Annotated in this window: 22 protein-coding genes; 14 read left to right on the forward strand and 8 right to left on the reverse strand. The window is 68.2% G+C overall.

Translation table 11 applies throughout. The features are described 5' to 3' along the window. Positions 1-65 precede the first annotated feature (65 nt). Positions 66-1,028: a malate dehydrogenase gene (gene mdh, locus PARN5_RS0104475; protein ID WP_017998578.1), complete on the forward strand. Its 963-nt coding sequence runs from the start codon at positions 66-68 to the stop codon at positions 1,026-1,028. Positions 1,029-1,096: 68 nt separating this feature from the next. Here mdh and PARN5_RS0104480 read toward each other — a convergent pair whose 3' ends face one another. Beyond that, positions 1,097-3,556: a calcium-binding protein gene (locus PARN5_RS0104480; RefSeq protein WP_017998579.1), complete on the reverse strand. Its 2,460-nt coding sequence runs from the start codon at positions 3,554-3,556 to the stop codon at positions 1,097-1,099. Positions 3,557-3,831: 275 nt separating this feature from the next. Here PARN5_RS0104480 and sucC point away from each other — a divergent pair, with 275 nt between their 5' ends. The 10 genes from sucC to PARN5_RS0104530 all read left to right on the forward strand — a co-directional run bounded on the left by sucC (position 3,832) and on the right by PARN5_RS0104530 (position 15,157). Beyond that, positions 3,832-5,025 carry an ADP-forming succinate--CoA ligase subunit beta gene (gene sucC, locus PARN5_RS0104485; RefSeq protein WP_017998580.1) on the forward strand — a complete coding sequence of 398 codons (1,194 nt, stop codon included), beginning with the start codon at positions 3,832-3,834 and terminating at the stop codon, positions 5,023-5,025. A 2-nt stretch (positions 5,026-5,027) separates the two neighbouring features. Continuing rightward, positions 5,028-5,261, forward strand: a complete 234-nt coding sequence (locus tag PARN5_RS0104490) for a hypothetical protein (protein ID WP_017998581.1) — start codon at positions 5,028-5,030, stop codon at positions 5,259-5,261. A gap of 80 nt (positions 5,262-5,341) precedes the next feature. Next, positions 5,342-6,226: a succinate--CoA ligase subunit alpha gene (sucD, locus tag PARN5_RS0104495; protein WP_017998582.1), complete on the forward strand. Its 885-nt coding sequence runs from the start codon at positions 5,342-5,344 to the stop codon at positions 6,224-6,226. A gap of 182 nt (positions 6,227-6,408) precedes the next feature. Then, complete coding sequence (locus tag PARN5_RS0104500) at positions 6,409-7,560, forward strand: glycosyltransferase family 2 protein (RefSeq protein WP_017998583.1); 1,152 nt, start codon at positions 6,409-6,411, stop codon at positions 7,558-7,560. 20 nt (positions 7,561-7,580) lie between these two features. Next, on the forward strand, positions 7,581-10,547 hold the full coding sequence (locus PARN5_RS0104505) for a 2-oxoglutarate dehydrogenase E1 component (protein ID WP_017998584.1): 2,967 nt from the start codon (positions 7,581-7,583) through the stop codon (positions 10,545-10,547). 1 nt (position 10,548) lies between these two features. Then, positions 10,549-12,093, forward strand: a complete 1,545-nt coding sequence (gene odhB, locus PARN5_RS0104510; protein WP_026155169.1) for a 2-oxoglutarate dehydrogenase complex dihydrolipoyllysine-residue succinyltransferase — start codon at positions 10,549-10,551, stop codon at positions 12,091-12,093. Positions 12,094-12,431: 338 nt separating this feature from the next. Further along, positions 12,432-12,689 carry a hypothetical protein gene (locus PARN5_RS0104515; RefSeq protein ID WP_017998586.1) on the forward strand — a complete coding sequence of 86 codons (258 nt, stop codon included), beginning with the start codon at positions 12,432-12,434 and terminating at the stop codon, positions 12,687-12,689. Next, on the forward strand, positions 12,689-13,081 hold the full coding sequence (locus PARN5_RS0104520) for an MAPEG family protein (protein ID WP_017998587.1): 393 nt from the start codon (positions 12,689-12,691) through the stop codon (positions 13,079-13,081). Before PARN5_RS0104515 ends, PARN5_RS0104520 begins: the two co-directional genes overlap by 1 nt. A gap of 41 nt (positions 13,082-13,122) precedes the next feature. Continuing rightward, complete coding sequence (lpdA, locus tag PARN5_RS0104525) at positions 13,123-14,517, forward strand: dihydrolipoyl dehydrogenase (protein ID WP_017998588.1); 1,395 nt, start codon at positions 13,123-13,125, stop codon at positions 14,515-14,517. 145 nt (positions 14,518-14,662) lie between these two features. Next, the gene (locus tag PARN5_RS0104530) at positions 14,663-15,157 is read left to right on the forward strand and encodes a lytic transglycosylase domain-containing protein (RefSeq protein ID WP_017998589.1); all 495 of its coding nucleotides are present in this window, start codon (positions 14,663-14,665) and stop codon (positions 15,155-15,157) included. A gap of 531 nt (positions 15,158-15,688) precedes the next feature. Here the strand turns inward: PARN5_RS0104530 and PARN5_RS0104535 are convergent. Both PARN5_RS0104535 and PARN5_RS0104540 read right to left on the reverse strand, forming a co-directional pair. Further along, positions 15,689-16,132, reverse strand: a complete 444-nt coding sequence (locus PARN5_RS0104535; RefSeq protein ID WP_017998590.1) for a GNAT family N-acetyltransferase — start codon at positions 16,130-16,132, stop codon at positions 15,689-15,691. A gap of 10 nt (positions 16,133-16,142) precedes the next feature. After that, complete coding sequence (locus PARN5_RS0104540; RefSeq protein ID WP_017998591.1) at positions 16,143-16,982, reverse strand: MoxR family ATPase; 840 nt, start codon at positions 16,980-16,982, stop codon at positions 16,143-16,145. Positions 16,983-17,141: 159 nt separating this feature from the next. Here PARN5_RS0104540 and dksA point away from each other — a divergent pair, with 159 nt between their 5' ends. From dksA to PARN5_RS0104555, 3 genes are read left to right on the forward strand one after another with little or no spacing between them, the layout of a single operon-like run. Further along, complete coding sequence (dksA, locus tag PARN5_RS0104545) at positions 17,142-17,564, forward strand: RNA polymerase-binding protein DksA (protein ID WP_017998592.1); 423 nt, start codon at positions 17,142-17,144, stop codon at positions 17,562-17,564. 35 nt (positions 17,565-17,599) lie between these two features. After that, entirely contained in the window at positions 17,600-18,178 is a 579-nt protein-coding gene (locus PARN5_RS0104550) for a DJ-1/PfpI family protein (RefSeq protein WP_017998593.1), read from the forward strand. Continuing rightward, positions 18,175-19,284, forward strand: coding sequence for an FAD-dependent oxidoreductase (locus tag PARN5_RS0104555; RefSeq protein ID WP_017998594.1), 1,110 nt, complete (start codon positions 18,175-18,177; stop codon positions 19,282-19,284). The genes PARN5_RS0104550 and PARN5_RS0104555 overlap by 4 nt, the downstream gene beginning before the upstream one ends. A gap of 136 nt (positions 19,285-19,420) precedes the next feature. Here the strand turns inward: PARN5_RS0104555 and glmM are convergent, their stop codons facing one another. The 5 genes from glmM to PARN5_RS0104580 form a co-directional block, all read right to left on the reverse strand. Continuing rightward, positions 19,421-20,764 carry a phosphoglucosamine mutase gene (gene glmM / locus PARN5_RS0104560; RefSeq protein WP_017998595.1) on the reverse strand — a complete coding sequence of 448 codons (1,344 nt, stop codon included), beginning with the start codon at positions 20,762-20,764 and terminating at the stop codon, positions 19,421-19,423. Next, positions 20,761-21,732: a dihydropteroate synthase gene (gene folP, locus PARN5_RS0104565; protein ID WP_017998596.1), complete on the reverse strand. Its 972-nt coding sequence runs from the start codon at positions 21,730-21,732 to the stop codon at positions 20,761-20,763. The genes glmM and folP overlap by 4 nt, the downstream gene beginning before the upstream one ends. A gap of 45 nt (positions 21,733-21,777) precedes the next feature. Then, entirely contained in the window at positions 21,778-22,560 is a 783-nt protein-coding gene (locus PARN5_RS0104570) for a dihydroneopterin aldolase (RefSeq protein ID WP_017998597.1), read from the reverse strand. 78 nt (positions 22,561-22,638) lie between these two features. Further along, the gene (locus PARN5_RS0104575; RefSeq protein ID WP_017998598.1) at positions 22,639-23,175 is read right to left on the reverse strand and encodes a cell wall hydrolase; all 537 of its coding nucleotides are present in this window, start codon (positions 23,173-23,175) and stop codon (positions 22,639-22,641) included. A gap of 216 nt (positions 23,176-23,391) precedes the next feature. Next, complete coding sequence (locus tag PARN5_RS0104580; protein ID WP_017998599.1) at positions 23,392-25,953, reverse strand: putative PEP-binding protein; 2,562 nt, start codon at positions 25,951-25,953, stop codon at positions 23,392-23,394. Between the last annotated feature and the right edge of the window lie 27 nt (positions 25,954-25,980).

Below are 25,980 nucleotides of genomic sequence, written 5' to 3' on the forward strand. Positions count from 1 at the left end.
TGCGATTCCCATTCCAAGGGACTACCCCACCCCGCGAAACCATCATGGAAATCGGAGGTTGACTCATGGCCCGACCCAAGATCGCACTCATCGGTGCGGGGCAGATCGGCGGCACGCTGGCGCATCTGGCCGCGATGAAGGAACTGGGCGATGTCGTCCTGTTCGACATTGCCGAGGGCACGCCTCAGGGCAAGGCGCTGGACATCGCGCAATCGGGCCCGTCCGAGGGTTTCGACGCCGTGATGAAAGGCGCGAATGACTATGCCGACATCGCCGGCGCCGACGTCTGCATCGTGACCGCCGGCGTGCCGCGCAAACCCGGCATGTCGCGCGACGACCTTCTGGGCATCAACCTGAAGGTGATGAAATCGGTCGGCGAAGGCATCAAGCAGCACGCCCCGAACGCCTTCGTGATCTGCATCACCAACCCGCTGGACGCCATGGTCTGGGCGCTGCGCGAGTTCAGCGGCCTGCCGGCAGAGAAGGTCGTCGGCATGGCCGGCGTGCTCGATTCGGCCCGCTTCCGGCACTTCCTGTCGCTGGAATTCGGCGTCTCGATGCGCGACGTGACCGCCTTCGTGCTGGGCGGGCATGGCGACACCATGGTGCCGCTGACCCGCTATTCGACCGTTGCCGGCATTCCGCTGCCCGACCTGGTCAAGATGGGCTGGACCACGCAGGAAAAGCTGGACGCCATCGTGCAGCGCACCCGCGACGGCGGCGCCGAGATCGTCGGCCTGCTGAAGACCGGCTCGGCCTTCTATGCGCCCGCCACCTCGGCCATCGAGATGGCGGAAGCCTATCTGAAGGACCAGAAGCGCGTGCTGCCCTGCGCCGCCTATGTGGACGGCGCCTATGGGCTGGACGGGCTCTATGTCGGCGTGCCGACCGTGATCGGCGCCGGCGGCATCGAGAAGGTCATCGACATCGAACTGAACAAAGACGAGCAGGCGATGTTCGACAAGTCGGTCGATGCGGTCAAGGGCCTGGTCGCGGCCTGCAAGGGCATCGACGCCTCGCTGGCCTGACCGGCGCCTTTCGGCAAACAGGAAACCCCGCGGCACGCAGCCGCGGGGTTTTTTCTTGGCCGTCGCTCTCAGACGAAAACGAAATCGCCCGCGTTCAGCACCCCGGCCTGCACGCCGGCCAGCGTGATGGTGGTGCCGCCGAAGCTGACCTCGGCCCCCGCCGCGGTCTGGCGGATGTCGAGATCGTCGAAGCTGTCGTAACGCTCGCCCTGCCAGCTGCCCGAGACGATGCGGATGCGGTCGATGCCGTCCTGCCAATCCGCGATGCGGTCGGCGCCGTTGTTGACGGCAAAGACGAAGGCATCGGCCCCGGCCCCGCCATTGAGCAGGTCGTTGCCCGCGGCGCCGTTCAGCACATCGTTGCCGAACCCGCCCAGAAGCGTATCGGCCCCGATGCCGCCGTTCAGCGTGTCGTTGCCGCCCTGCCCCTCCAGCCGGTCGTTGCCGCCGGCGCCGTTCAGCACGTTGTTCGCGGCATTGCCCAGCAGCCGGTCGGCGAAATTCGAGCCGTTCACGTTCTCGATGCTGCTCAACCGATCGGTGCCCTGCCCGCCGCCGATGAACTGCGCAGCGGTCAGCGCCAGGTTCACCGCCACCCCGGCGCTGGCGCCGCCATAGCCGGCGGTATCGACGCCCAGCCCGCCGTTCAGCACGTCGTTGCCGGCGCCGCCGACCAGCAGGTCGTTGCCCGCGGCACCGAACAGCACATTGCCCGCGCCGTTGCCCGTCAGCACGTCGGCGAAGGCCGAACCGTTCACGTTCTCGATGCTAAGCAGGGTGTCGGTGCCCTGCCCGCCGCCGATGATCTGGGCCGTGGTCAGCGACAGGTTCACCCTTACGCCGCCGGCCGCCGCGCCATAGGCGGCCAGGTCGATTCCGGCGCCGCCGTCCAGCCGGTCATTGCCGGCACCGCCATTCAGCGTGTCATTGCCGGCCCCGCCATCGACATAATCGCTGCCGGCATAGCCGACGAAGCTGTCGTTGCCGTCATGCAGATAGATCGTGCCATAGCTGACAGTCTGACGGATACCGCTGATGTTGAAGAGGTCGTTTCCGCCGGTGCCCGCAATGTCGTAGATCGAGAAGTCCAGCGTCTCGGTGCCGATCACATTGGCCGCGGTCAGAGCCAGCCGGGCCACGGTCACGTCCCCGGTCAGCCGGATCCGGTCGGCGCCGGCGCCCCCGTCATAGACATCCTGCCCGAAATCGGTGCCGCCGATATAGAAGGTATCGTCGCCCGAGCCGCCGATCAGCCGGTCATTGCCGGTTCCGCCGGTCAGGTAATCGCTGCCGGCACCGCCGTTCAGCGTATCCGCACCCGAGCCGCCGTCGACCTCGTCGCTGCCGGCATAGCCGACGAAGCTGTCGCTGCCGTCGTGCAGATAGATCCAGTCATAGCTGACGGTATAGGTGATGCCGCTGATGTTGAAGACATCGTTTCCGCCGGTGCCCTGGATGTCGTAGATCGCGAAATCCAGCGTCTCGGCGCTGATCACATTGGCACTGGTCAATTGCAGACGCGAGACGGTGATATCGCCCGTCATGCGGATCCGGTCCGCGCCTTCGCCGCCGTCATAGACATCCAGCCCGAAATCGGTGCCGCCGATATAGAAGGTATCGTCGCCCGAGCCGCCGATCAGCCGGTCATTGCCACCGCCGCCGGTCAGGTAGTCGCTGCCGGCACCGCCATTCAGCGTATCCGCGCCCGAGCCGCCATCGACCTCGTCGCTGCCGGCATAGCCGATGAAGCTGTCGTTGCCGTCCGACAGATAGATCCAGTCGTAGCTGACGGTATAGGTAACGCCGCTGATGTTGAAGGCATCGTTTCCGCCGGTGCCGCGGATGTCGTAGATCGCGAAATCCAGCGTCTCGGTGCTGATCACGTTGGCACTGGTCAGTTGCAGGCTGGCCACGGTCACATCCCCGGTCAGCCGGATGCGGTCCGCGCCTTCGCCGCCGTTATAGACGTCGTGCCCGAAATCGGTGCCGCCGATATAGAAGGTATCGTCGCCCGATCCACCGATCAGCCGGTCATTGCCGCCGCCGCCGGTCAGGTAATCGTTGCCGGCACCGCCATTCAGCGTATCCGCACCCGAACCGCCATCGACCTCGTCGCTGCCGGCAAAGCCGATGAAGCTGTCGTTGCCGTCATAGAGATAGATCCAGTCGTAGCTCACCGTATTGGTAATGCCGCTGATGTCGAAGACATCGTTCCCGCCGGTGCCGCGGATGTCATAGATCGAGAAATCCAGCGTCTCGGTGCCTTGCACATGCGCCGCGTCCAGCAGCAGGCTGGACACCGTCAGGTCCGAATACAGCCGGATCCGGTCGTCCCCCTCGCCGCCGTTGAAGAAATCCGTGCCCGGGCTGGTGCCCCCGATCGCGAAGACGTCGTTGCCCGTGCCGCCGATCAGCGTGTCGTTGCCGCCGTTGCCATAGATCGTGTCATTGCCGGCCAGCCCGTCGATCGTCTCGGACGATTCGGTGCCCTCCAGCGTATCATTGCCGTCTGTGGGATAATTCGCCATGTCTCAAATCCTGCGTTTCCAGAAATTGTCGCCCGGCCAGTTCTGGCCCCGGCCGCGGCAAAGTCAAAGCAAAAGCGGGTTGACGCAAGGGCAACCGCGACCGTCCCGACCCTGCTTGCGGTAACGGTCCGGGCTTTTGCGATCACAGCCTGAATGGCTGTGATCACAAACCCGCAAAAGCGGCCGGTTTTCCGCAAATCCCGGCGCATAGTGCTTTGGAGGCCGGCGCGGATGTGCCACAAGCCCGGCCAACCGACTAATGCGGGGGAACTCAGATGAACATCCACGAATACCAGGCCAAGGCGCTGCTGCGCCAATACGGCGCCCCGGTCTCGGACGGCCGCGTCGTCGTCAAGGCCGACGAGGCGAAATCCGCCGCGGGCGAGCTGGACGGGCCGCTTTGGGTCGTCAAGGCGCAGATCCACGCCGGCGGCCGCGGCAAGGGCCATTTCAAGGAAGCGGCAGCCGGTGAAAAAGGCGGCGTCCGCCTGGCGAAATCCGTGGCCGAGGCCGAGGAGCTGACCCGCCAGATGCTGGGCCGCACCCTGGTCACGCACCAGACCGGCGAGTCCGGCAAGCAGGTCAACCGCATCTATATCGAGGACGGCAGCGACATCGAGCGCGAGCTGTATCTGGCGCTGCTGGTCGACCGCCAGACCTCGCGCGTCAGCTTCGTCGCCTCGACCGAGGGCGGCATGGACATCGAGGAAGTCGCGGCCTCGACCCCGGAAAAGATCGTCAGCTTCTCGGTCGACCCGGCCTCGGGGCTCTCGGACTTCCACGGCCGCCGCGTGGCCTTCGCGCTGGGCCTGACCGGCGGCCAGGTCAAGCAATGCGTGGCGCTGATCCGCAACCTGTATCGCATGTTCATCGAGAAGGACATGGAGATGCTGGAGATCAACCCGCTGATCGTGACCAAGGAAGGCAATCTCAAGGCGCTGGACGCCAAGATGGGCTTCGACAACAACGCGCTCTATCGCCAGCCCGACATCCTGGCGCTGCGCGACGAGACCGAGGAAGACCCGAAGGAACTGGCCGCCTCGAAATTCGACCTGAACTACATCGCGCTGGACGGCGAGATCGGCTGCATGGTGAACGGCGCCGGCCTCGCCATGGCGACCATGGACATCATCAAGCTGTTCGGCGCCGAACCGGCGAACTTCCTTGACGTCGGCGGCGGCGCCACCAAGGAAAAGGTCACCGAGGCGTTCAAGATCATCACCTCGGACCCGAACGTCAAAGGCATCCTGGTCAACATCTTCGGCGGCATCATGCGCTGCGACATCATCGCGGAAGGCATCATCGCCGCCGTGAAAGAGGTCGGCCTGCAAGTCCCGCTGGTCGTGCGCCTGGAAGGCACCAATGTCGAGCTGGGCAAGCAGATCATCGGCGACTCGGGCCTGAACGTGATCGCGGCCGACGACCTGTCGGATGCCGCGCAGAAGATCGTCAAGGCGGTGAAGGGCTAAAGATGCTGGAAGCCGCCCTCTTCCTGATCGGCGCAGTGGCCTTCATCGCCGGCGCACGCCTGAAGCGCGCGCAACTGCTGGCAGCGCGGAGTGCACATCCCCGCCCCGCCGGCGAGCCGCTGGGGGTCGATCGTCTTGCAAGCGACTATATGGCTTTTCTGCCATCGTCGCTGGCGGGAGGAGGGGCGCTGTTCATACTGGCTTCAATCGTCATGCTCTTTTTCCGGGCTTTCTGACCAGCAAGGGTGCGCATGCTTGCGCGCCCGCCATCCATTCCGCCGCAGTCAAGGCTGCGCAGTAATCAAGGAAGGCTTACATGGCCGTTCTCGTCAACAAAGACACCAAAGTCATCTGCCAGGGCATCACCGGCTCGCAAGGCACGTTCCACACCGAACAGGCGATCGCCTACGGCACCAGGATGGTCGGCGGCGTGACCCCCGGCAAGGGCGGCAGCACGCATCTGGACCTGCCGGTGTTCAACTCGGTCCACGAGGCCGTCGCGAAAACCGGCGCCAATGCGACCGCGATCTATGTGCCGCCGCCCTTCGCGGCCGATTCGATCCTGGAAGCCATCGACGCCGAGATCCCGCTGATCGTCTGCATCACCGAGGGCATCCCGGTGCTCGACATGATGAAGGTCAAGCGCGCGCTGCAAGGCAGCAAGTCGCTCCTGATCGGGCCGAACTGCCCCGGCATCATGACGCCGGACGAATGCAAGATCGGCATCATGCCGGGCTCGATCTTCAAGCGCGGCTCGGTCGGCGTCGTGTCGCGTTCCGGCACGCTGACCTATGAGGCGGTCAAGCAGACCTCGGACGTGGGCCTCGGCCAGTCCTCGGCCGTCGGCATCGGCGGCGACCCGATCAAGGGGCTGGAGCATATCGACGTGCTGCGCATGTTCCTGGACGACCCGGAAACCGAATCGATCATCATGATCGGCGAAATCGGCGGTTCGGCCGAGGAAGAGGCCGCCGAATTCCTGGCCGAGCAGAAGCGCAAGGGCAAGTGGAAGCCGACCGCCGGCTTCATCGCCGGGCGCACCGCGCCGAAGGGCCGCCGCATGGGCCATGCCGGCGCCATCGTCTCGGGCGGCAAGGGCGACGCGGAATCGAAGATCGAGGCCATGAAATCGGCCGGGATCATCGTCGCCGACAGCCCTGCCGGCCTGGGCGAAGCCGTGCTGAAGGCTCTCGGCCGGTAACGTCTTCGTAGGGTTTTTGACTTAGGCGTGGTCCCTGCCTACCTTGCGGGGGCCGCGCCGAAACCATCCAAGCCAGGTGCCAGAGTGGACCGCCCCCGTCGCCAGATCGCCCCTTGCTCCGCCCAGGCCCAGCCCTGTCGCGCGGCGGCGTGCCGGCCCCTGCCCCACTGCGGGAGGCGAGGATGAGCGCGGGTGCGGTCCAGCCTCCCCCTGCCGGTCCGGCGCGCGCCGAAAGCTGGGCGCTGTGCGTCTCGACCTACAATCGCGGCGCCATGCTCTGCGACTGCGTGCGCCACGCGCTGTGCTCGACCGAGCCGCCGGCCGAGATCGTCATCGTCGATGCCAGCGCCGACTGGCAGCAGAACCGCGCCGGCGTCGAGGCGGTGATCGCCGAGACCGGCCCCTGCCCGCTGACCTATGTGCCGGCCTGTCGCAAGTCGCTGACCGCGCAGCGCAACCAGGGCATCGCGCTGGCCGGCGCCGACATCCTGTTCCTGATCGACGATGACGCCATGCTGCACCGCCAGGCGGCGGCGCGGATCATGGCGCATTACCGCGCCGACAGCCGGGGCCGGATCGTGGCGATCTCCTGCTGCAACACGCCGTTGGACCGGGCGCCGCAGCCGGGTGCCGCGATCAAGGCGACCAACCGCGCCGGCGCCCTGGTCGCGAACCGGCGCTCGCGCGGCATCGACCTGGTGCTGCGCCACCTGCTGATGATCCCGGCCGACCAGCGCTTCGTCGGCTATGACCGGCCGGAGCGGCGCTGGCACGGCGACGCCGGCCTGCCCGAGGGGCTGGCCCGCGTGGATTTCATCACCGGCTTCGCCCTGACCCTGCGCCGTTCCGTGGCGCTGGCCGAGCCCTTCGACGACGGGCTGGTCGGCAGCGCCATCGCCGAGGATCTGGACGCGAGCTATCGCTTCGGCCGGCACGGGCTCTTGGCCTTTGCCCCCGACGCGCCGATCCACCACCTGGAAGCGGCGGCTGGCCGCGACCGGCGCCGGGTGAACACGGCGCTGGCGCTGCTGAACATCGCCTATTTCATCCGCCGCCATTCGGACCGGCAGGGGCGCGATTTCGCCCGCTATGCGCTGTGGTATCTGCGCATGGTGCTGGCCGAACTGCCCAAGGACCTGGCGGGCGGGCGCTGGGATCTGCCGCAGCTGCGCGGCGCCCTGCTGGCCGGGCGGCAACTGCCGGCCCTGCTGCGCCAGCCGCGCGCCGGCCTGCCGCAATGGTACCAGGACCGACAGACAAGGCTCATGACCGGCCCGCGGCACGGCCATGGCCAGAACCATACGACCGCCCCTGATCAAGGCGTGAACAGATAGAGTTTCCCGGAGGCAATCCAATGAACGATCAATCCCCCAACGCGGCCTTCCACGATTCCAGTTTCCTGCAAGGCCATAACGCCGCCTATGTCGAGCAGCTCTATGGCCGCTGGGCCCAGGATCCGGCGGCGGTCGATCAGGCCTGGGACGCCTTCTTCCGCAGCCTCGGCGACGAGGAAGCCACCGTCACGCGCGAGGCCAAGGGCGCAAGCTGGCAACGCCGCGACTGGCCGCCGGCGCCTTCGGACGAGCTGACCTCGGCGCTGACCGGCGAATGGCCGATGTCGTCCAAGTCCGAGGCCAAGGCCGCGCTGGACAAGATCGCCGCCAAGGCCGGCGAAAAGGGCGTCAGCCTGACCGACGAGCAGCTGAAGCGCGCCGTGCTGGACAGCGTGCGCGCCATCATGCTGATCCGCGCCTTCCGCATCCGCGGCCACCTGCATGCCGACCTGGATCCGCTCGGCATGCGCGAGATCCCCGACAATGGCGAGCTGGACCCCAAGAGCTACGGCTTCTCGGACGCCGACCTGGACCGGCCGATCTTCATCGACAACGTGCTGGGCCTGCAGATCGCCTCGATCCGGCAGATCGTGGACCTGATGCAGCGCACCTATTGCGGCACCTTCGCGCTGCAGTTCATGCATATCTCGGACCCCGAGCAGGCCGCCTGGCTGAAGGAACGCATCGAGGGCTATGGCAAGGAGATCGCCTTCACCCGCGAAGGCCGCCGCGCCATCCTCAACAAGCTGGTCGAGGCCGAGGGCTTCGAGAAGTTCCTGCATGTCAAGTACATGGGCACCAAGCGCTTCGGCCTTGACGGCGGCGAGGCGCTGATCCCGGCCATGGAGCAGATCATCAAGCGCGGCGGCGCGCTTGGCGTCAAGGAAGTGGTCTTCGGCATGCCGCACCGCGGCCGGCTGTCGGTGCTGGCCAATGTGCTGAACAAGCCCTATCGCGCCATCTTCCACGAATTCCAGGGCGGCAGCTACAAGCCCGAGGACGTGGACGGCTCGGGCGACGTGAAATACCACCTCGGCGCCTCGTCCGACCGCACCTTCGACGACAATACCGTGCACCTGTCGCTGACCGCGAACCCCAGCCACCTCGAGGCCGTGAACCCGGTGGTGCTGGGCAAGGTCCGCGCCAAGCAGGACCAGCTGTCGGACCAGGCGCATCGCTCGGCCGTGCTGCCGATCCTCTTGCATGGCGACGCGGCCTTCGCCGGCCAGGGCATCGTCGCGGAATGCTTCCAGCTTTCGGGCATCCGCGGCCACCGCACCGGCGGCACCATCCATATCGTGGTGAACAACCAGATCGGCTTCACCACGGCGCCGCATTTCAGCCGCACCTCGCCCTATCCGACCGACATCGCGCTGATGGTCGAGGCGCCGATCTTCCACGTCAACGGCGACGACCCCGAGGCGGTGGTCCATGCCGCCCGCGTCGCGACCGAGTTCCGGCAGAAATTCCACAAGGACGTGGTCATCGACATCTTCTGCTATCGCCGCTTCGGTCACAACGAAGGCGACGAGCCGATGTTCACCAACCCGGCGATGTACAAGGCGATCAAGGGCCACAAGACCACCTTGCAGCTTTACACCGACCGGCTGGTCGCCGACGGGCTGGTGCCCGAGGGCGAGATCGAGGAGATGAAGGCCGCCTTCCAGGCGCATCTGAACGACGAGTTCGAGGTCGGCAAGAACTTCAAGCCAAACAAGGCCGACTGGCTGGACGGCAAGTGGTCGGGCCTGGCCGCCGAGGGCGAGGAATACAACGCCGGCCAGACCGGCATCGCCCCCGAGACCATGGCCGAGATCGGCACCGCGCTGACCCGCGTGCCGGACGGGTTCGAGCTGCACAAGACCGTCGGCCGGTTGCTGGAAGCCAAGAAGCAGATGTTCGAGACCGGCAAGGGCTTCGACTGGGCGACGGGCGAGGCGCTGGCCTATGGCTCGCTCTTGGTCGAGGGCCATCCGGTGCGGCTGTCGGGCCAGGACTCGACGCGCGGCACCTTCTCGCAGCGCCATTCCGCCTTCATCGACCAGGCCACCGAAGAGCGTTACTATCCGCTGAACCACATCCGCGGCGGGCAGGCGCGCTATGAGGTCACCGACTCGATGCTGTCGGAATATGCGGTGCTGGGCTTCGAATACGGCTATTCGCTGGCCGAGCCGAACACGCTGACCCTGTGGGAAGCCCAGTTCGGCGATTTCGCCAACGGCGCGCAGATCATGTTCGACCAGTTCATCAACTCGGGCGAAAAGAAATGGCTGCGCATGTCGGGCCTGGTGGTGCTGATGCCGCATGGCTACGAAGGCCAGGGCCCGGAGCACAGCTCGGCCCGGCTGGAGCGCTGGCTGCAGATGTCGGCCGAGGACAACTGGATCGTGGCGAACTGCACCACGCCGGCGAACTATTTCCACATCCTGCGCCGGCAGCTGAAGCGCCCGTTCCGCAAGCCGCTGATGATGATGACGCCGAAATCGCTGCTGCGCCATCCGCTGGCGGTCTCGACGGCCGAGGAGTTCACCACCGGCTCGAACTTCCACCGCGTGCTCTGGGACGATGCCGAGCGCGGCAATTCGCAGCTGACCTTGAAGCCCGACAATGAGATCCGCCGCGTGGTGGTCTGCTCGGGCAAGGTCTATTACGACCTGTTGCAGGCCCGCGATGCGGCCGGCGCCGACGACGTCTATATCCTGCGGCTGGAACAGTTCTATCCCTTCCCGGCCCAGGCCATGTCGAAGGAGCTGGAACGGTTCAAGACCGCCGAGGTGGTCTGGTGCCAGGAAGAGCCCAAGAACATGGGCGGCTGGAGCTTCGTCGAGCCGAACATCGAATGGGTGCTGTCGCGCATCGGCGCCACGCATGGCCGCGCGCGCTATGTCGGCCGCGCCGCCTCGGCCTCGCCCGCGACCGGCCTCGCCTCGCGCCACAAGGCCGAGCAGGAGGCGCTGGTCGGCGAAGCCATCACGGTCGGTGGATAAGATGGCTGTGGAACTCCGCGTCCCCACTTTGGGGGAATCGGTCTCGGAGGCGACGGTGGCGACCTGGTTCAAGAAACCGGGCGACCGCGTCGCCGTCGATGAGATGCTGTGCGAGCTGGAAACCGACAAGGTGACGGTCGAGGTGCCCTCGCCCGTCGCCGGCAAGCTGGCCGAGATCGTCGCGCCCGAGGGCGCGGTGGTCGCGCCCAACGCCCTGCTCGCGCAGATCATGGAACAGGGCGATGCAGGCCCCGAGGAAATGTTGCCCAAGGCAGATACGGGCACCAACGCCCAGGAAGGACAGAAAAAGATGAGCGGAAAATCCGTGGACGTGATGGTGCCCACCCTGGGCGAAAGCGTGACCGAAGCCACGGTCGCGACCTGGTTCAAGAAGGCCGGCGACAGCGTCACCCAGGACGAGATGCTGTGCGAGCTGGAAACCGACAAGGTCTCGGTCGAGGTGCCCGCCCCCGCCTCGGGCGTGCTGGCCGAGATCCTGGCGCCCGAGGGCGTGACGGTGGACGCCGGTGCGCGCTTGGCCATCATCACCGAAGGCGCCGCCGGCGCGGCCGCCCCCGCCAAGGCCGAACCCGAGGCGAAGAAGGCCGCCGCGGTGGAATCGCCCGGCGCCGGCCCCGAGACGCCGAAGCCCCGCGACATCGAGGACGCGCCCGCGGCCAAGAAGGCCATGGCCGAGGCCGGGATCTCGCGCGATGCCGTCACCGGCAGCGGCCGCGACGGACGGGTGATGAAAGAGGACGTGGCCCGCGCCGGCGCCGCGCCGGCGGCGGCCCCCGCCCCCGCCCCCGCCCAGGCGCCGCGCTCGCCCAGCTCGGCCGAGGATGCGGCGCGCGAGGAGCGGGTCAAGATGACCCGGCTGCGCGCCACCATCGCCCGCCGGCTGAAGGACGCCCAGAACACCGCCGCCATGCTGACCACGTATAACGAGGCGGACATGAAGGCGATCATGGACCTGCGCAACGAATACAAGGACCAGTTCGAGAAGAAGCACAAGGTCAAGCTGGGCTTCATGTCCTTCTTCGTGAAGGCCTGCTGCCACGCCCTGAAGGAAGTGCCCGAGGTCAATGCCGAGATCGACGGCGGCGACGTGGTCTACAAGCATTTCGTCCACATGGGCGTCGCCGTCGGCACGCCGAACGGGCTGGTGGTGCCGGTGCTGCGCGACGCCGACCGCAAGAGCTTCGCCCAGATCGAGAAGGAAATCGCCGAGCTGGGCGCCAAGGGCCGCGATGGCAAGCTGACCATGGCCGAGATGCAGGGCGGCACCTTCACCATCTCGAACGGCGGCGTCTATGGCTCGCTGATGTCCTCGCCGATCCTGAACCCGCCGCAGTCGGGCATCCTGGGGATGCACAAGATCCAGGACCGCCCGGTCGTGGTGGACGGCCAGATCACCATCCGCCCGATGATGTATCTGGCGCTGAGCTACGACCACCGCATCGTGGACGGCAAGGGCGCCGTGACCTTCCTCGTGCGCGTCAAGGAGGCGCTGGAGGATCCGCGCCGCCTGCTGATGGATCTGTGATCCATGGCGATGCGCGCATCCTTCTCTCTCGGCCGCGCCGGGACCGGGTGCGCGCATCCCGCCGCTGCATCCTGCGGTGCACGGGCTGTGCACAGCCGGTGTACGCCCGCTGCACGGCTGTCACGGCAGAAATCCCGGCAATTGCTGGGCGAAACCCGCGTCGCCCGGCCCGTGTTGCCCAGGGCAACGCGCGCAGCCCGTTGCATCCCCGGCCATGGCAACCCGAGGCCGCCCCGGATCGTTGCTCTTGCGACCGGCGCAGCACGGGCCAACGCTCGGCCCGTCACGTTCTTTCCCGCGGGGTGCCGGCCCGCCCGCCTCACGCCAGGAGCCGAACCATGACCCAGATGATCGCCCATTACGAGGTCGCGAATTACGCCGCCTTCAAGACCGCCTTCGACAATGACGCCGAGGATCGCGGCAACAACGGGTTGTCGCTGCTGCAATTGTGGCGCGAAAGCGATACCAGCGCCTGGGCGCTGTTCAACATCGGCGACGCCCAGGCGGCCAGGGCGTATCTGGAGGGCGCGGCGGCGGTGTTCAATTCGCAGGCCGGCGTCACCGGCACCGCCTTCCACCTGGTCGAGACCGCCTGATGGCGGCCGAGACCACCGCGCTGGCCCTGGCTGCGCTGCTGCAGGCGGCGCAGATCGGGGTTGCCGCCGCCTCGATGAACCGCGACGTGGGGGCGCGCTGGAACGCCAGCCCCCGCGACACGCAGCCCGAATTCTCGGTCCTGACCGGGCGGCTGCGCCGCGCGGTCGACAACCATTTCCAGGGGCTGATCCTCTTCACCATCGCCGTGCTCTTGGTGATGCTCTCGGATGCCGGCAATGCCCTGACCACGCTTTGCGCCTGGCTCTACCTGCTGGCGCGCATCCTCTATATCCCCGCCTATGCCTTCGGCTGGTCGCCCTGGCGCTCGCTGATCTGGGCGGTCGGATTTATCGCCACCATGGTGATGATCGTCACCAGCCTGTTCACATGAACCGCACCGGCGCGAGCGGCGCCGGGAACAAGGAGACCTGAATGTCCACCTATGACCTGATCGTGATCGGCGCCGGCCCCGGCGGCTATGTCTGTGCGATCCGCGCCGCCCAGCTGGGCCTGAAGGTCGCCTGCGTCGAGGGGCGCGAGACGCTGGGCGGAACCTGCCTGAACGTCGGCTGCATCCCCTCGAAGGCGCTCTTGCACGCCAGCCACATGCTGCACGAGACGCATGAGAATTTCGCCAGGATGGGCCTGGTGAACGCCCATGTCGAGGTCGATTGGGACAAGATGCAGGGCTACAAGGCCGAGACGGTCGGCGGCAATACCAAGGGCATCGAATTCCTGTTCAAGAAGAACAAGATCGACTGGCTGAAGGGCTGGGCCAGCATCGAGGCGCCCGGCAAGGTCAAGGTCGGCGACACCACCCACGAGACGAAGAACATCGTCATCGCCACCGGCTCGGAACCCGCCAGCCTGAAGGGGGTCGAGGTCGACAATGCCGCCGGCGTGGTGGTCGATTCCACCGGCGCGCTGGCGCTGCCGAAGATCCCGAAGTCGATGGTGGTGATCGGTGCCGGCGTCATCGGGCTCGAGCTTGGCTCGGTCTATGCCCGGCTTGGTGCCGAGGTGACGGTGGTCGAATTCCTCGACGTCATCACCCCCGGCATGGACGGCGAGGTGCAGAAGCAGTTCCAGAAGATCCTGGCCAAGCAGGGGCTGAAATTCGTCCTCGGCGCCGCCGTGTCCGAGGTCGAGGTCGAGAACGGCCTGGCCGAGGTCGAATACACGCTGCGCAAGGACGACAGCAAGCACGAGATCAAGGCCGAATGCGTGCTGGTCGCCACCGGCCGCCGGCCCTATGTCGCCGGCCTCGGCCTCGACGCGGTGGGCGTGGCGCTGACCGACCGCGGCTTCGTTCAGGTGGACAAGCACTGGCAGACCAATGTCCCCGGCATCTATGCCATCGGCGACGCGGTGCCCGGCCCGATGCTGGCCCACAAGGCCGAGGACGAGGGCATGGCGGTGGCCGAGGTGATCGCCGGCAAGCACGGCCATGTGAACTATGACGTGATCCCCGGCGTGATCTACACCACGCCCGAGGTCGCCAGCGTCGGCCTGACCGAGGAAGCCGCCCGGGAAACCGGCCGCAAGATCAAGGTCGGCAAGTTCCCCTTCATGGGCAATGCCCGCGCCAAGGCGCTGTTCCAGGCCGACGGCTTCGTCAAGCTGATCGCCGATGCCGATACCGACCGGGTGCTGGGCTGCCACATCATCGGCCCGAACGCCGGCGAGATGATCCACGAGGTCTGCGTGGCGATGGAATTCGGCGCCTCGGCCCAGGACATCGCCCTGACCTGCCACGCGCATCCGACCTGCTCGGAAGCGGTGCGCGAAGCGGCGCTGGCCTGCGGCGACGGCGCGATTCACGCCTGATCGGCGGATCGCCACCGAAACCGCCGCCGCGTTGCGGCGAGAATCCGCCGATGGGCTGCCCCGAACCGGGCGGCCCGTTGTTTTGAATTCCCCGACTCTCGCGCCTGTGGCTAATCCTTTGACCAACCACAAGACGAGGGCAGTGATGAAATCCTTGATCGGGCTTTTGGCCCTGAGCGGTGTCCTGGCCGTCAGCGCCTGCGGCGACAACCGGGTCGATCCCGACCGCCGCTATCTGGTCGAACCGCGCGCCAGTGCCGCCGAGACGGTCGGCCTGCACGCCAACGAGACGCCGGAACTGCGCCGCCTGATCAACAAATACGCCGCCGAATATCAGGTTCCCGTCGATCTGGTGCATCGCGTCATCATCCGCGAATCGCGCCACCGCCCCGGCGCCCGCAACGGCCCCTATTACGGGCTGATGCAGATGCTGCCCGCCACCGCGCGCGGCATGGGCTACCGGGGCAGCGCCTCGGGCCTGCTGGATGCCGAGACCAACCTGAAATACGGCGTCAAATACCTGCGCGGCGCCTATATGGTCGCCGGCGGCAATTACGACAACGCCGTGAAATGGTATTCGCGCGGCTATTACTACGAGGCCAAGAAGAAGGGTCTGCTGGAGGAAACCGGCCTGCGCTGAATGCAGCCCGACCCGACCGACTGGGCCCGCCGCGAGGCGGGCTTTTTCGTTGCGGATTGCGATGCGCGCTTCGGAACGCAATCAGCCCCTGTGCTAGCCGATCCTCCCCTTCCGTCGTTTGGCTGCCAGCGCATCTGACGCGCTCAATCGAAGCGGCAGGCGGGCAGCGCATCTGGTCGTCCGGGCAGAGCAAGCCAGGAACGCATCGCGCCTCTGCTGACGACAGGTTGCAAACAGATCCCGCTGCGGCCCCTGCCGCACTCGACAAGAACGGTCGCCGTTACAGGATCGCCCATAGGTCAGAGGCCGCTGGCGGCAGCCATAGCCGACCCGGCGATCGCGCCTCTGCCGGTCAGCCTGGTGGAGGACCGGCATCGCCGGCTGACGGAAAGGGATGGCTTCGGCGCGCTCGGTTCCTGTCAGCCGAAGCTTCAGAAAAACCCCGGTACCGGCTCGGCGGCGCAGGCTTTTGCGGATCATGTGCGCGAGAGCTTTGACCGGCACGAATGACCGCGACGGGGGCAAAGTCCCCTACCCCAGCCGCCGCTGATAGCGGATGAAGGGCGAGCGTTGCGCCACCCGGTCGTAAAGCATCCGCCCCGCGTCATTGTCCTCGGCCGTCAGCCAATAGACGAAGGGCACGCCCCTGGCATCCGCCGCCGCATAGACCGCCTCGATCAGCGCCCGCGCCACGCCCCGGCCGCGCGCCTGCGGCTCGGTGAACAGGTCCTGCAGATAGCACACGCCCTCGTCCCGCCACAGGTTCGGGTGAAAGACGTAATGCACCAGCCCCAGGAGCCGCTCGCCATCGGCATGGACCAGCCCGCGGAAATCCGCGGCCTCGCCCGAAAGCAGCCGCGCAAAGGCCTTGTCATAGAACCCGGCCGGGCGGTCGTGAAAGCCGTAGAACGCCTGATAGCCCTGATAGAGCCGCTGCCATTCCCGCCGGTCCTCGGGCCGCAGGTCGCGGATCATCGCCGATCCTTCAGCGTTGCCGGCGGGCCATGAAGGCCAGCCGCTCGAACAGCGCCACGTCCTGTTCGTTCTTCAGCAGCGCGCCATGCAGCTTGGGCAGCATCTCGCCCGCCGGGCGGGCCAGATCCTCGGGCGACAGATCCTCGGCCAGGATCAGCTTCAGCCAGTCCAGCAGTTCGCTGGTCGAGGGCTTCTTCTTCAGCCCCTGCACCTCGCGCAGGTCGAAGAACTGGCGCAAGGCCTCGTCCAGCAGGCGCGGCTTCAGCCCCGGATGATGCACCGCGACGATCTTCTTCAGCGTCTCGGCGTCGGGAAAGCGGATGTAGTGGAAGAAGCAGCGCCGCAGGAAGGCGTCCGGCAGCTCCTTTTCATTGTTCGAGGTGATGATGACCACCGGCCGATGCCGGGCCACCACCGTCTCGCCGGTCTCGTAGACATGGAATTCCATGCGGTCGAGTTCCTGCAAGAGGTCGTTCGGGAACTCGATGTCGGCCTTGTCGATCTCGTCGATCAGCAGCACGACCTTGCCGGTCGCCTCGAAGGCCTGCCACAGCTTGCCCTTGCGGATGTAATTGGCGATGTCGTGGACGCGCGCCTCGCCCAGCTGGCTGTCGCGCAGGCGCGAGACGGCGTCATATTCGTAAAGCCCCTGCTGCGCCCGCGTGGTCGACTTGACGTTCCATTCCAGCATCGGCAGGCCCAGGCTGGCGGCGACCTGCCGGGCCAGCTCGGTCTTGCCGGTGCCCGGCTCGCCCTTGACCAGCAGCGGCCGCTCCAGCGTGATCGCCGCGTTCACCGCCATCGCCAGATCCGGCGGCGCCACATAGGTTTCGGTCGAGGTAAACTGCATCCGCCTGTCCTTTGCGCAAGTCCCGCGAAACTAGCCAGCGCGCCGCCGCTTCGCAAGCCGCGGCACGACCTGACCGAATGGCCTAGTGACAATCGCTCTGCCATACTTTATGCGGGCGCCAAGGATCGGGCATACAGGCGCCCGGCTCCCGGAGGAACGATGAAAGCCCAGACCTTTCTGCCCGAAGATTATCGCCCCGCCGAAGACGAACCTTTCATGAACGAGCGGCAGCTTGAATATTTCCGCCGCAAGCTGATTGCCTGGAAGCAGGAACTTCTGGACCAATCCGCCGAAACGCTGGAGGGCCTGCAGGACAGCGCGCGCAATGTCCCCGACCTTGCCGACCGCGCCTCCGAGGAAACCGACCGCTCGCTGGAGCTGCGCACCCGCGACCGCCAGCGCAAGCTGGTCAGCAAGATCGACGCCGCGCTGCGCCGGATCGAGACCGGCGAATACGGCTATTGCGAGATGACCGGCGAGCCGATCAGCCTGAAGCGGCTGGACGCCCGCCCCATCGCCACCATGACGCTGGAAGCCCAGGAAAAGCACGAGCGGCGCGAGCGCGTGCATCGCGACGACTGACCCGCCGCCCGCCCCCGGGAACCGGAGGACGAAGGATGCAGGATCTTGGCCTGAAGCCGGTGATGATCGTCGTGCTCGACGGCTTCGCCGATTGGGAAACCCCGCTGATCGCCGCTGTCGGCGGGGATTTCTACGGCCTGTCCTGCCGCCATGTCACGCCGGGCGGCGGCGATGTCCGCTCGATGGGCGGTCTGGCGGTCACCGGGCTTGCGGATGCCATGCCGCGCGCGGATGAAATCATCGTGCTTTGCGGCAGCGAGGCCTGGACCCGCCCCGATGCCCCGGATCTTTCCGCCATGCTGCGCAAGGCGCATGCGCATGGCAGCACCGTCGCGGCCATCTGCGCCGGCACGCTGGCACTGGCCCGGGCCGGGCTGCTGGCCGGCCGGGCGCATACCTCGAACGGGCTCGGCTTCCTGCGCCACTGGCTGCCCGACTATGCCGAGGCCGCGCATTACCGCGACCAGCCCCGCGCCGTGGCCGACGGCGGGGTCATCACCGCGCCCGGCACCGCGCCGATCACCTTCGCCGCCGAGGTGCTGCGCGCCGCCGGCCTGCCGCAGGACAGGCTGGACGAATTCCTCGCCCTCGCCGGTGCCGAGCTGCGGCCGTGACACGCGAGGCCACGATCATCGGCGCCGGCATCGCCGGCCTGACCGCCGCCTGCGCGCTGGCGCAGCGCGGCTTTTCCGTCACCGTGCTGGAACGCGCCGGTGCCCTGCGCGAGGTCGGGGCCGGGCTGCAGATCTCGCCCAATGGCGTGCGCGTGCTCGAGGCGCTGGGGCTCTGGCCGCGGTTCGAGGCGATCTCGACCCGCTCCGATCGGGTCGAGCTGAACGATTCGACCGGCCGCCCGGTCGCGCGGCTGGACCTGGCGCGCCACCGGCCGCAGGACCGCTTCCGCCTGGTGCACCGCGCCCGGCTGGTGGCGCTCTTGGAACAGGCCGCGCGCGAGGCCGGCGCCCGCATCGAGCTGGGGCACGAGGTCACCGCCCCGCCCGATGCCGCGCTGCTGATCGGCGCCGATGGGGTGAAAAGCCGGCTGCGTCCGCTGCTGAACGGCCCCGAGACGCCCTTCTTCACCGGCCAGACCGCGTGGCGGGCGCTGATCCCGGCCGAAGCCGATGCGCCGCCCATGGCGCAGGTCTTCATGGGCCCGGGCCGGCATCTGGTCAGCTATCCGCTGGGCCAGGGCCTGCGCAATATCGTCGCGGTGCTGGAGCGCCCCGACTGGCAGGACGAGGGCTGGTCGATCCCCGGCGACCCGGCCGAGCTGCGCGCCGCCTTCGCCCGGTTCGGCGGCCCGGTGCCGGGCTGGCTGGCGCGCGTCGAGCAGGTCGGGCAATGGGGCCTGTTCCGCCACCCGGTCGCGGCGCATTGGCAGGACGGAAGCCGGGCGCTGATCGGCGATGCCGCCCATCCGACGCTGCCCTTCCTCGCGCAGGGCGCGGTCATGGCGCTCGAGGACGCCTGGACCCTGGCCGCCTGCCTCGCGGCCGACCCCGACCAGCAGAGGGCGCTGGCCCGCTATGAGGCGTTGCGCCAGCCGCGCTGCCGGCGAATCGTCGAGGCCGCCAACGCCAATGCCCGCAACTACCATCTCAAGGGCCCGACCCGCGCCGTGGCCCATGCCGGGTTGCGCGCCGTCAACCGCCTGGCCCCGACACGGCTGATCGAGCGTTTCGCCTGGCTCTACGACCACGATCCGACGGCGCTCTGATCTGTCCGTTTTGCAAATACCCCGGCAAGAGCGCAATCCGCGCGACGGCACGGGATCGCGCGCCGCCGCGGCCTTCTCTGTTTTCCAAATACCCATGCCGACGCCGCCACGGACCGCGGCGCCGCAGGCAGGGAGTTCAGGCTGCCTTCTCGACCGCCGCGACGATGCCGTCGACGACCTCGCGCAGCACGGTCTCGTCCTCGGCCTCGGCCATGACCCGGATCAAGGGCTCGGTGCCGGACTTGCGGATCAGCACCCGGCCCTGGCCGTCCAGCCGCGCCTCGGCGCGGGCGATCTCGGCCTGGACCGCCAGGGCGGACAGCGGATCGGCGCCGGCAGCATAGCGCACGTTCTTCAGCATCTGCGGCACCGGCTCGAACTGCGCCACCAGCTCCGAGGCCTGCCGGCCGCTCTCGGCCATCGCCGCCAGGAATTGCAGCCCGGCGATCAGCCCGTCGCCGGTGGTGGCGTAATCGGTCATCACGATATGGCCCGACTGCTCGCCGCCCAGGTTGAAGCCCGCGCCGCGCATGCGCTCGACGACATAGCGGTCGCCGACGGCGGTGCGCTCCAGCCGTAAGCCGCGCCCCTGCAGGAAGCGTTCGAGCCCCAGGTTCGACATCACCGTCGCGACCAGGGCACCGCCGCGCAAGCGGCCCTGCTCGGCCCAGCGGCCGGCCAGCAGCGCCATGATCTGGTCGCCGTCGGCCACCTGGCCCTTCTCGTCGATGATCATCACCCGGTCGGCGTCCCCGTCCAGGCTGATGCCGATGTCGGCGCCATGCTCCAGCACCGCCCGCGCCGCCGCCTCGGGATGGGTCGAGCCGACGCCGTCGTTGATATTGTGTCCGTTGGGCGCCACGCCCAGCGGGATCACCTCGGCCCCCAGCTCCCACAGCACGTCCGGCGCGGCGCGATAGGCGGCACCATGGGCGCAATCGACCACGACCTTCAGCCCTTCCAGCCGCTGGCCGGCCGGGAAGGTGGTCTTGGCATATTCGACATAGCGCCCGCGGCCATCGTCGATGCGCTTGGCACGGCCGATGTTCTGCGGCTGCGCCGGGACGATCTCTCCGGCGACGATGGCCTCGATCTCGGCCTCGGCCTCGTCGGACAGCTTGAAGCCGTCGGGGCCGAAGAACTTGATGCCGTTGTCATGCGCCGGGTTGTGGCTGGCCGAGATCATGATGCCCACGTCCGCCCGCATCGAGCGGGTCAGATAGCCCACCGCCGGCGTCGGCACCGGCCCCAGCAGCAGCACGTTCATGCCCGTGCTGGTCAGCCCGGCGGTCAGCGCGTTCTCCAGCATATAGCCCGACAGCCGGGTGTCCTTGCCGATGACCACGCGGTGGTGATCCTGCCCGCCGCGGCGGAAATAGCGCCCGGCGGCGGCGCCCAGGCGCAGCGCCATCTCGGCCGTCATCGGATGGGTATTGGCACGGCCCCTGACGCCGTCGGTGCCGAAAAGCTTCCTGCTCATGCTTCCCCCTCGGTCACGGCCCGCCACAGCGCCAGGCCCTGCCTTGTTTGTGCCACGTCATGGACGCGGTGGATTTGTATGCCCTGCGCGACCCCGGCCAGCGTCACCGCCAAGGTGCCGGGCATGCGCTCTGCCGCGACCTCGGCCCCGCCGATCGCGCCGATGAAGCGCTTGCGCGAGACGCCCAGCAGAATGGCGCAACCCAGCCCGTGATAGACGGAAATCCGCCGCAGGATGGCCAGATTATGCGCCTGGGTCTTGCCGAAACCAATGCCCGGATCGATCACGATGCGGCCAAGGGGGATTCCCGCCGAGCGCGCCCGCGCGATCCGTGCCCTGAGCGCGTCATAGACGTCCAGCAGCACATCGCCATAGGTCGGATTGTCCTGCATCGTCTCGGGCACGCCCTGGGCGTGCATGATGCAGACCGGCACGCCGGCCTCGGCCACCGCCGCCGCCATCTCGGGGTCGAAGTCGAAGCCCGAGACGTCGTTCACCAGCCCCGCCCCCGCCGCGATGGCCGCCCGCGCCACCGCTGCCTTGCGTGTATCGACCGAGATCCCGGCCAGCCCGCGCGCTGCCGCGATCACCGGCGCAACCCGAGCGATCTCTTCGGCCACCGGCACCTCGCGCGCGCCGGGGCGGGTCGATTCGCCGCCGATGTCCAGGATCTCGGCGCCCTGCTCGGCCAGCAGCCGGGCCTGCTCGGCCCCGTCATAGCGACCGCCATCCGAGAAGCTGTCGGGCGTCGCGTTGACGATGCCCATCAGGCGCGGCCGGTCCAGGGACAGGCCCAGCAGGTCGGCGCGCGGCGCGGTCAGCGCGGCCAGCACCTCGGGCGGCGCGCTGTCCACCACGCGGGGCGCCGCGCCCCGGCGCAAAAGCTCGAATTGCGAAAAGCGCAGCCAGCCGCCGGCCAGCGGCCAGCGCCCGGTTTCGCAGGGGATTGGTCGGAAATACTCGCTCATCCCCGTGTTCCTACGCCGACCGGCCGGCGATTCAAGCACCAAGCGTCAGAGCCGCCCCGAGGCGATGGCAAAACCCGCCGGCAGCGCCGGCGGCTCGGCGCCCGCGGGCAGCGCCCAGTCCAGCCGGCTGGCGCCCAGCCGCTCGGCCAGCCAGATCGCGGCGGCATGGGGTTCGGCCGCAAGGCCCGGCACGTCGCGCAGCATCCGCGCCGGCGCCCAGACCACGGCCCGGCCCTCGGTCGCGGCCCAGTCGAGCTCGGTGCGGCTGTCGGCCACGGTCAGCCCCAGCCGTCCGGCCAAGGCCCAGGCGGCCTGGTCCAGTGCCAAGAGCGCGATCTCGCGCGCATTGCCGCCCTGCGGCAGCGGCAGGCCGGGGTCGTCGGGCACCAGCGCCACGCCGCCTTCGGGCAGCGGCGCTTCGGCGCCGTGGAAGATGACGCGGATCGGCGCCTGGATCGCCTCGGCCGCGACGCGGGCCTGGCGGCGCACCAGCGTCACCCCCAGCGCGCCCGGGATGCGGTCGAGCTTTTCCACCGCGACCCGGACCTGCGCCGCGCGCGGATGCGCCAGGATCTGCGCCGCGATCTTTTCGGCCAGCGTCTCCAGCAGGTCATAGCGGCGATCCGCCAGCCCCGCCGCCACCGCGCCGGTCAGGATGTCATAGCTGAGGATGCGGTCCACCTCGTCGTTCACGCCGACGACATGGGTGGCAAGGTCCACGTCCACGTTGAAGCGCAGCCGCTGGCGCTGGCCGCGCTCGGTCTGGAAGGCGCCGATCTCGGCCGAGACGATGTAATCGCGCAGGTGGATGCGGTCTGGCTGGTCCATGCGCCTATCCATGAAAGGAAAACGGCCCCGCCGCAAGGGACGGGACCGCGCATTCCGTGGCAGATTCGCGTCAGCCCGTCAGTTCGAGGCCATCCGGCGATCCGAGCGATAGAAGGTATGGCTGCCGATGCGCGTGGTCTTTTCGAACCGCTTGGTCCAGGACGGGCGCACGCCGCGGGCGTGGAAATAGGTCGCGCCGTTGGTCAGGGTGCGCGGCGCGCCGGCCAGGGCCGCCATGGCGACCTTCTGGACCCGGGCGAAGGTGCCCTTCTCGCGGATGCGGGCGCTCTTGTTATAGGTGAACTGGCCGCGCTGGTTGACCACGCCGCAGACCGATTTCGGGAAGCGCGGATGGTCGACGCGGTTCAGGATCACCTCGGCCACGGCCTGCTGGCCGGCGGTGCCTTCGCCGCGCGCCTCGAAATACAGCGCCTCGGACAGGCATTGCAGGTCGCGGGTGCTGATCTGATGGGTGCCGCTGGCGGTGCGCACGGTCTTGGTCTCATAGGCGACCTGGTGCTGGGCATCGGCCAATGCCGGAATGGCGGCCACGGGCGAAAGAAGAACGGCAACACACACGGAAACGCGCGCCAGCCATGACATTTTGAACGACATGTTGGTCCTGTTTTCGGTCCGGGCCGCGCCCGGTCAGCTTCGTCGGAGAGGCCCCGCGAGGGGCCGTGTCTGACGGCTAAAGGCCCGAAACCGGGCGAGGCGGGAAAGCCCACATGCGCGTGACAGCGCAGATTCGATTGATTTTGCTGCATTTTGGCGGAAACCCGCCGACGCCAAAATGGTTAACGGGCGAATTCCGGCCAAAAACGGCCGATCTTAGGACTGCGGGTCGAACTCCGACTCGGCCGTTTCGCGCGCCATCAGAATCGACTCCTGCGCCGCCGCGAGCCGCGCCACCGGCACCCGGAAGGGCGAGCACGAGACATAGTTCACCCCGGCGCGCAGACAAAAGGCGATTGATTCGGGGTTGCCGCCATGTTCGCCGCAGACCGAGATGGTGATGCCCGGCTTGTGGCTGCGCGCACGCTCGGCGCCGATGGCCACCAGCTCGCCCACGCCGTCCTGGTCCAGGATGTGGAACGGGTCCTCGGCATAGACGCCCTGGTTGACATAGATGCCCATGAAGCGGCCGGCGTCGTCGCGCGACAGGCCATAGGTCATCTGCGTCAGGTCATTGGTGCCGAAGGACAGGAAGGCGGCGTGTTCGGCGATGTCGCCGGCGCGCAGCGCGGCGCGCGGCGTTTCCACCATGACGCCCAGGCGATAGGTGAACTCCTGCCGGGTCTCGTTCCGGACCGCGGCCGCGACGGCGTCGATGCGGGTCTTGACCAGCTCGACCTCGCGCCGGGCGCTGACCAGCGGGATCATGATCTCGGGCACCACCGGGGCGCCATTGCGGCTGGCCTCGATGGTGGCCTCGAAGATGGCGCGGGCCTGCATGTCATAGATCTCGGGCACGGTGATGCCCAGCCGCACGCCGCGCATGCCCAGCATCGGATTGAATTCCGACAGCGCCTCGACCCGCCGGGTCACGTCCGACAGCGGCAGGTCCAGCGATTCGGCCAGTTCCCGCATGCCCTCGCGGTCATGGGGCAGGAATTCGTGCAGCGGCGGGTCGAACAGGCGGATGGTGACGGGCAGGCCGGCCATGATCTCGAACAGCGCCGCGAAATCGCCGCGCTGCATCGGCAGCAGCCGTTCCAGCGACAGGCGGCGGTCCTCGGGCCGGCCGGCGAAGATCATCTCGCGCATGGCGGGCAGGCGCTCGTCGTCAAAGAACATATGCTCGGTGCGGCACAGGCCGATGCCCTGCGCGTTGAACATGCGCGCGGTGCGGGCGTCCTCGGGCGTGTCGGCATTGGCGCGGATCCTGATGCGGCAATGCTGGTCGGCCCATTCCAGAAGCTGGCTGAAGCTGTCGTCCAGCGCCGGCTCCAGCATCTCGGCCGCGCCGGCCAGCACCTCGCCCGAGGTGCCGTCGATGGTGATCTCCTCGCCCTCGCGGAAGGTGCGGGGGCCGACCTGCATGGTGCGGGCGCGCGAGTCGATCGAGATGCCGCTGGCGCCGACGATGCAGGGCAGGCCGATACCGCGCGCGATCACGGCCGCGTGGCTGGTCATGCCGCCGCGCTCGGTCAGCACCGCGACCGCGGCATGCATGCCGCGGATGTCCTCGGGCACGGTCTCGCGCCGGACCAGCACCGCGCGCTCGCCCCGCGCCTCGGCGTCCTGGGCGCTCGCGGCGGTGAAGACGATGCGGCCGGTTGCGGCGCCGGGGCTGGCGTTGATGCCGCGGGCGATGATGTCGCGCGGCGCGCGCGGATCGACCTGGTGGTGCAAGAGGTCCGACAGCGCCCGCGGCTCGACCCGCATCACTGCCTCCTCGGCCGGGATGATGCCGTCGCGGGCCAGCGAGACCGCGATGCGCACGCTGGCGCGCGAACTGCGGCTGACCCGCACCGCGTCGATGATGGCGAGCTTGCTGTCCGAGACGACGAATTCGATCTGCATCTCCTCGCGCAGCCGCTCGCGCGCGGCGACGCCGAAGCGGATCAGCTCGGCAAAGACCTCGGGCGCGGCCTCTTCCAGCGAAGGGCCGCGCGGGTCGCGGGTCAGATACAGCGTCTCGGCGCCCTCGCCCCGGGCGCGGCCCTGGCTCTGGCCGCGGAAACGCCCGGTGATGCGCGGCATGCCGGTGACGTTGTCCACGAGCTGGATCGAGCCCGAGCCAGTGACCCCCGGCCCGATGGCCAGTGCCATGTCCTGCACCACCAGCCCCAGGGGCGCCATGGGCGGCGCGCCCTTGGCCTGGCGCAAGAGCCGCGCCGTCGGCCCGTCCCAGGCCCGCGCCATGCTGCGCAGCACCTCGGCCAGCTGCCGGGCCGGGTCCTGGGGGAATTCCTCGTCGGTCTCGGCCTCATAGGCGCGCAGCGCCGCCTCGAGCCCCTCGTCCGCGTCCGAGAACATATCGGGGTCGAGCCGCGCGACATGGATGGCATAGGATTGCACGAAGCCCAGATACAGCGCGTCGGCGGCCGCCTTGCCGCGGGTTTCGACCAGGCGGGCGTGGCAGGCGTGATTGATGCCGACGTTCAGCACCGTGCCGGGCCCGCCCCAGGCCGGGTTCTGCGCCGAGGGCCGCACGCTGACCAGCCCGTCGGCGCGCTCGATCATCTGCGCCAGCCGGCCGCGGTCGGGCATCTGGCCGGCGGCGATGGCGCGCACCGCATCGGCCGAGAGCGCAAAGCTGGTCGGGACCGGCAGCTCCATGCGGATCAGGCGCTGCAGGCATTTCGCGCGCCAGCCGTGGCGCGCGGTCTGGATCCCCGCCGAGGGGGTGATTTCGACGATGGAGTCGGGATCGGTCAGCGCGGTCATGATGGCGTCACATTAGGCATGTGCCCG

This window comes from Paracoccus sp. N5 (genome assembly GCF_000371965.1).
GTDB lineage: Bacteria > Pseudomonadota > Alphaproteobacteria > Rhodobacterales > Rhodobacteraceae > Paracoccus.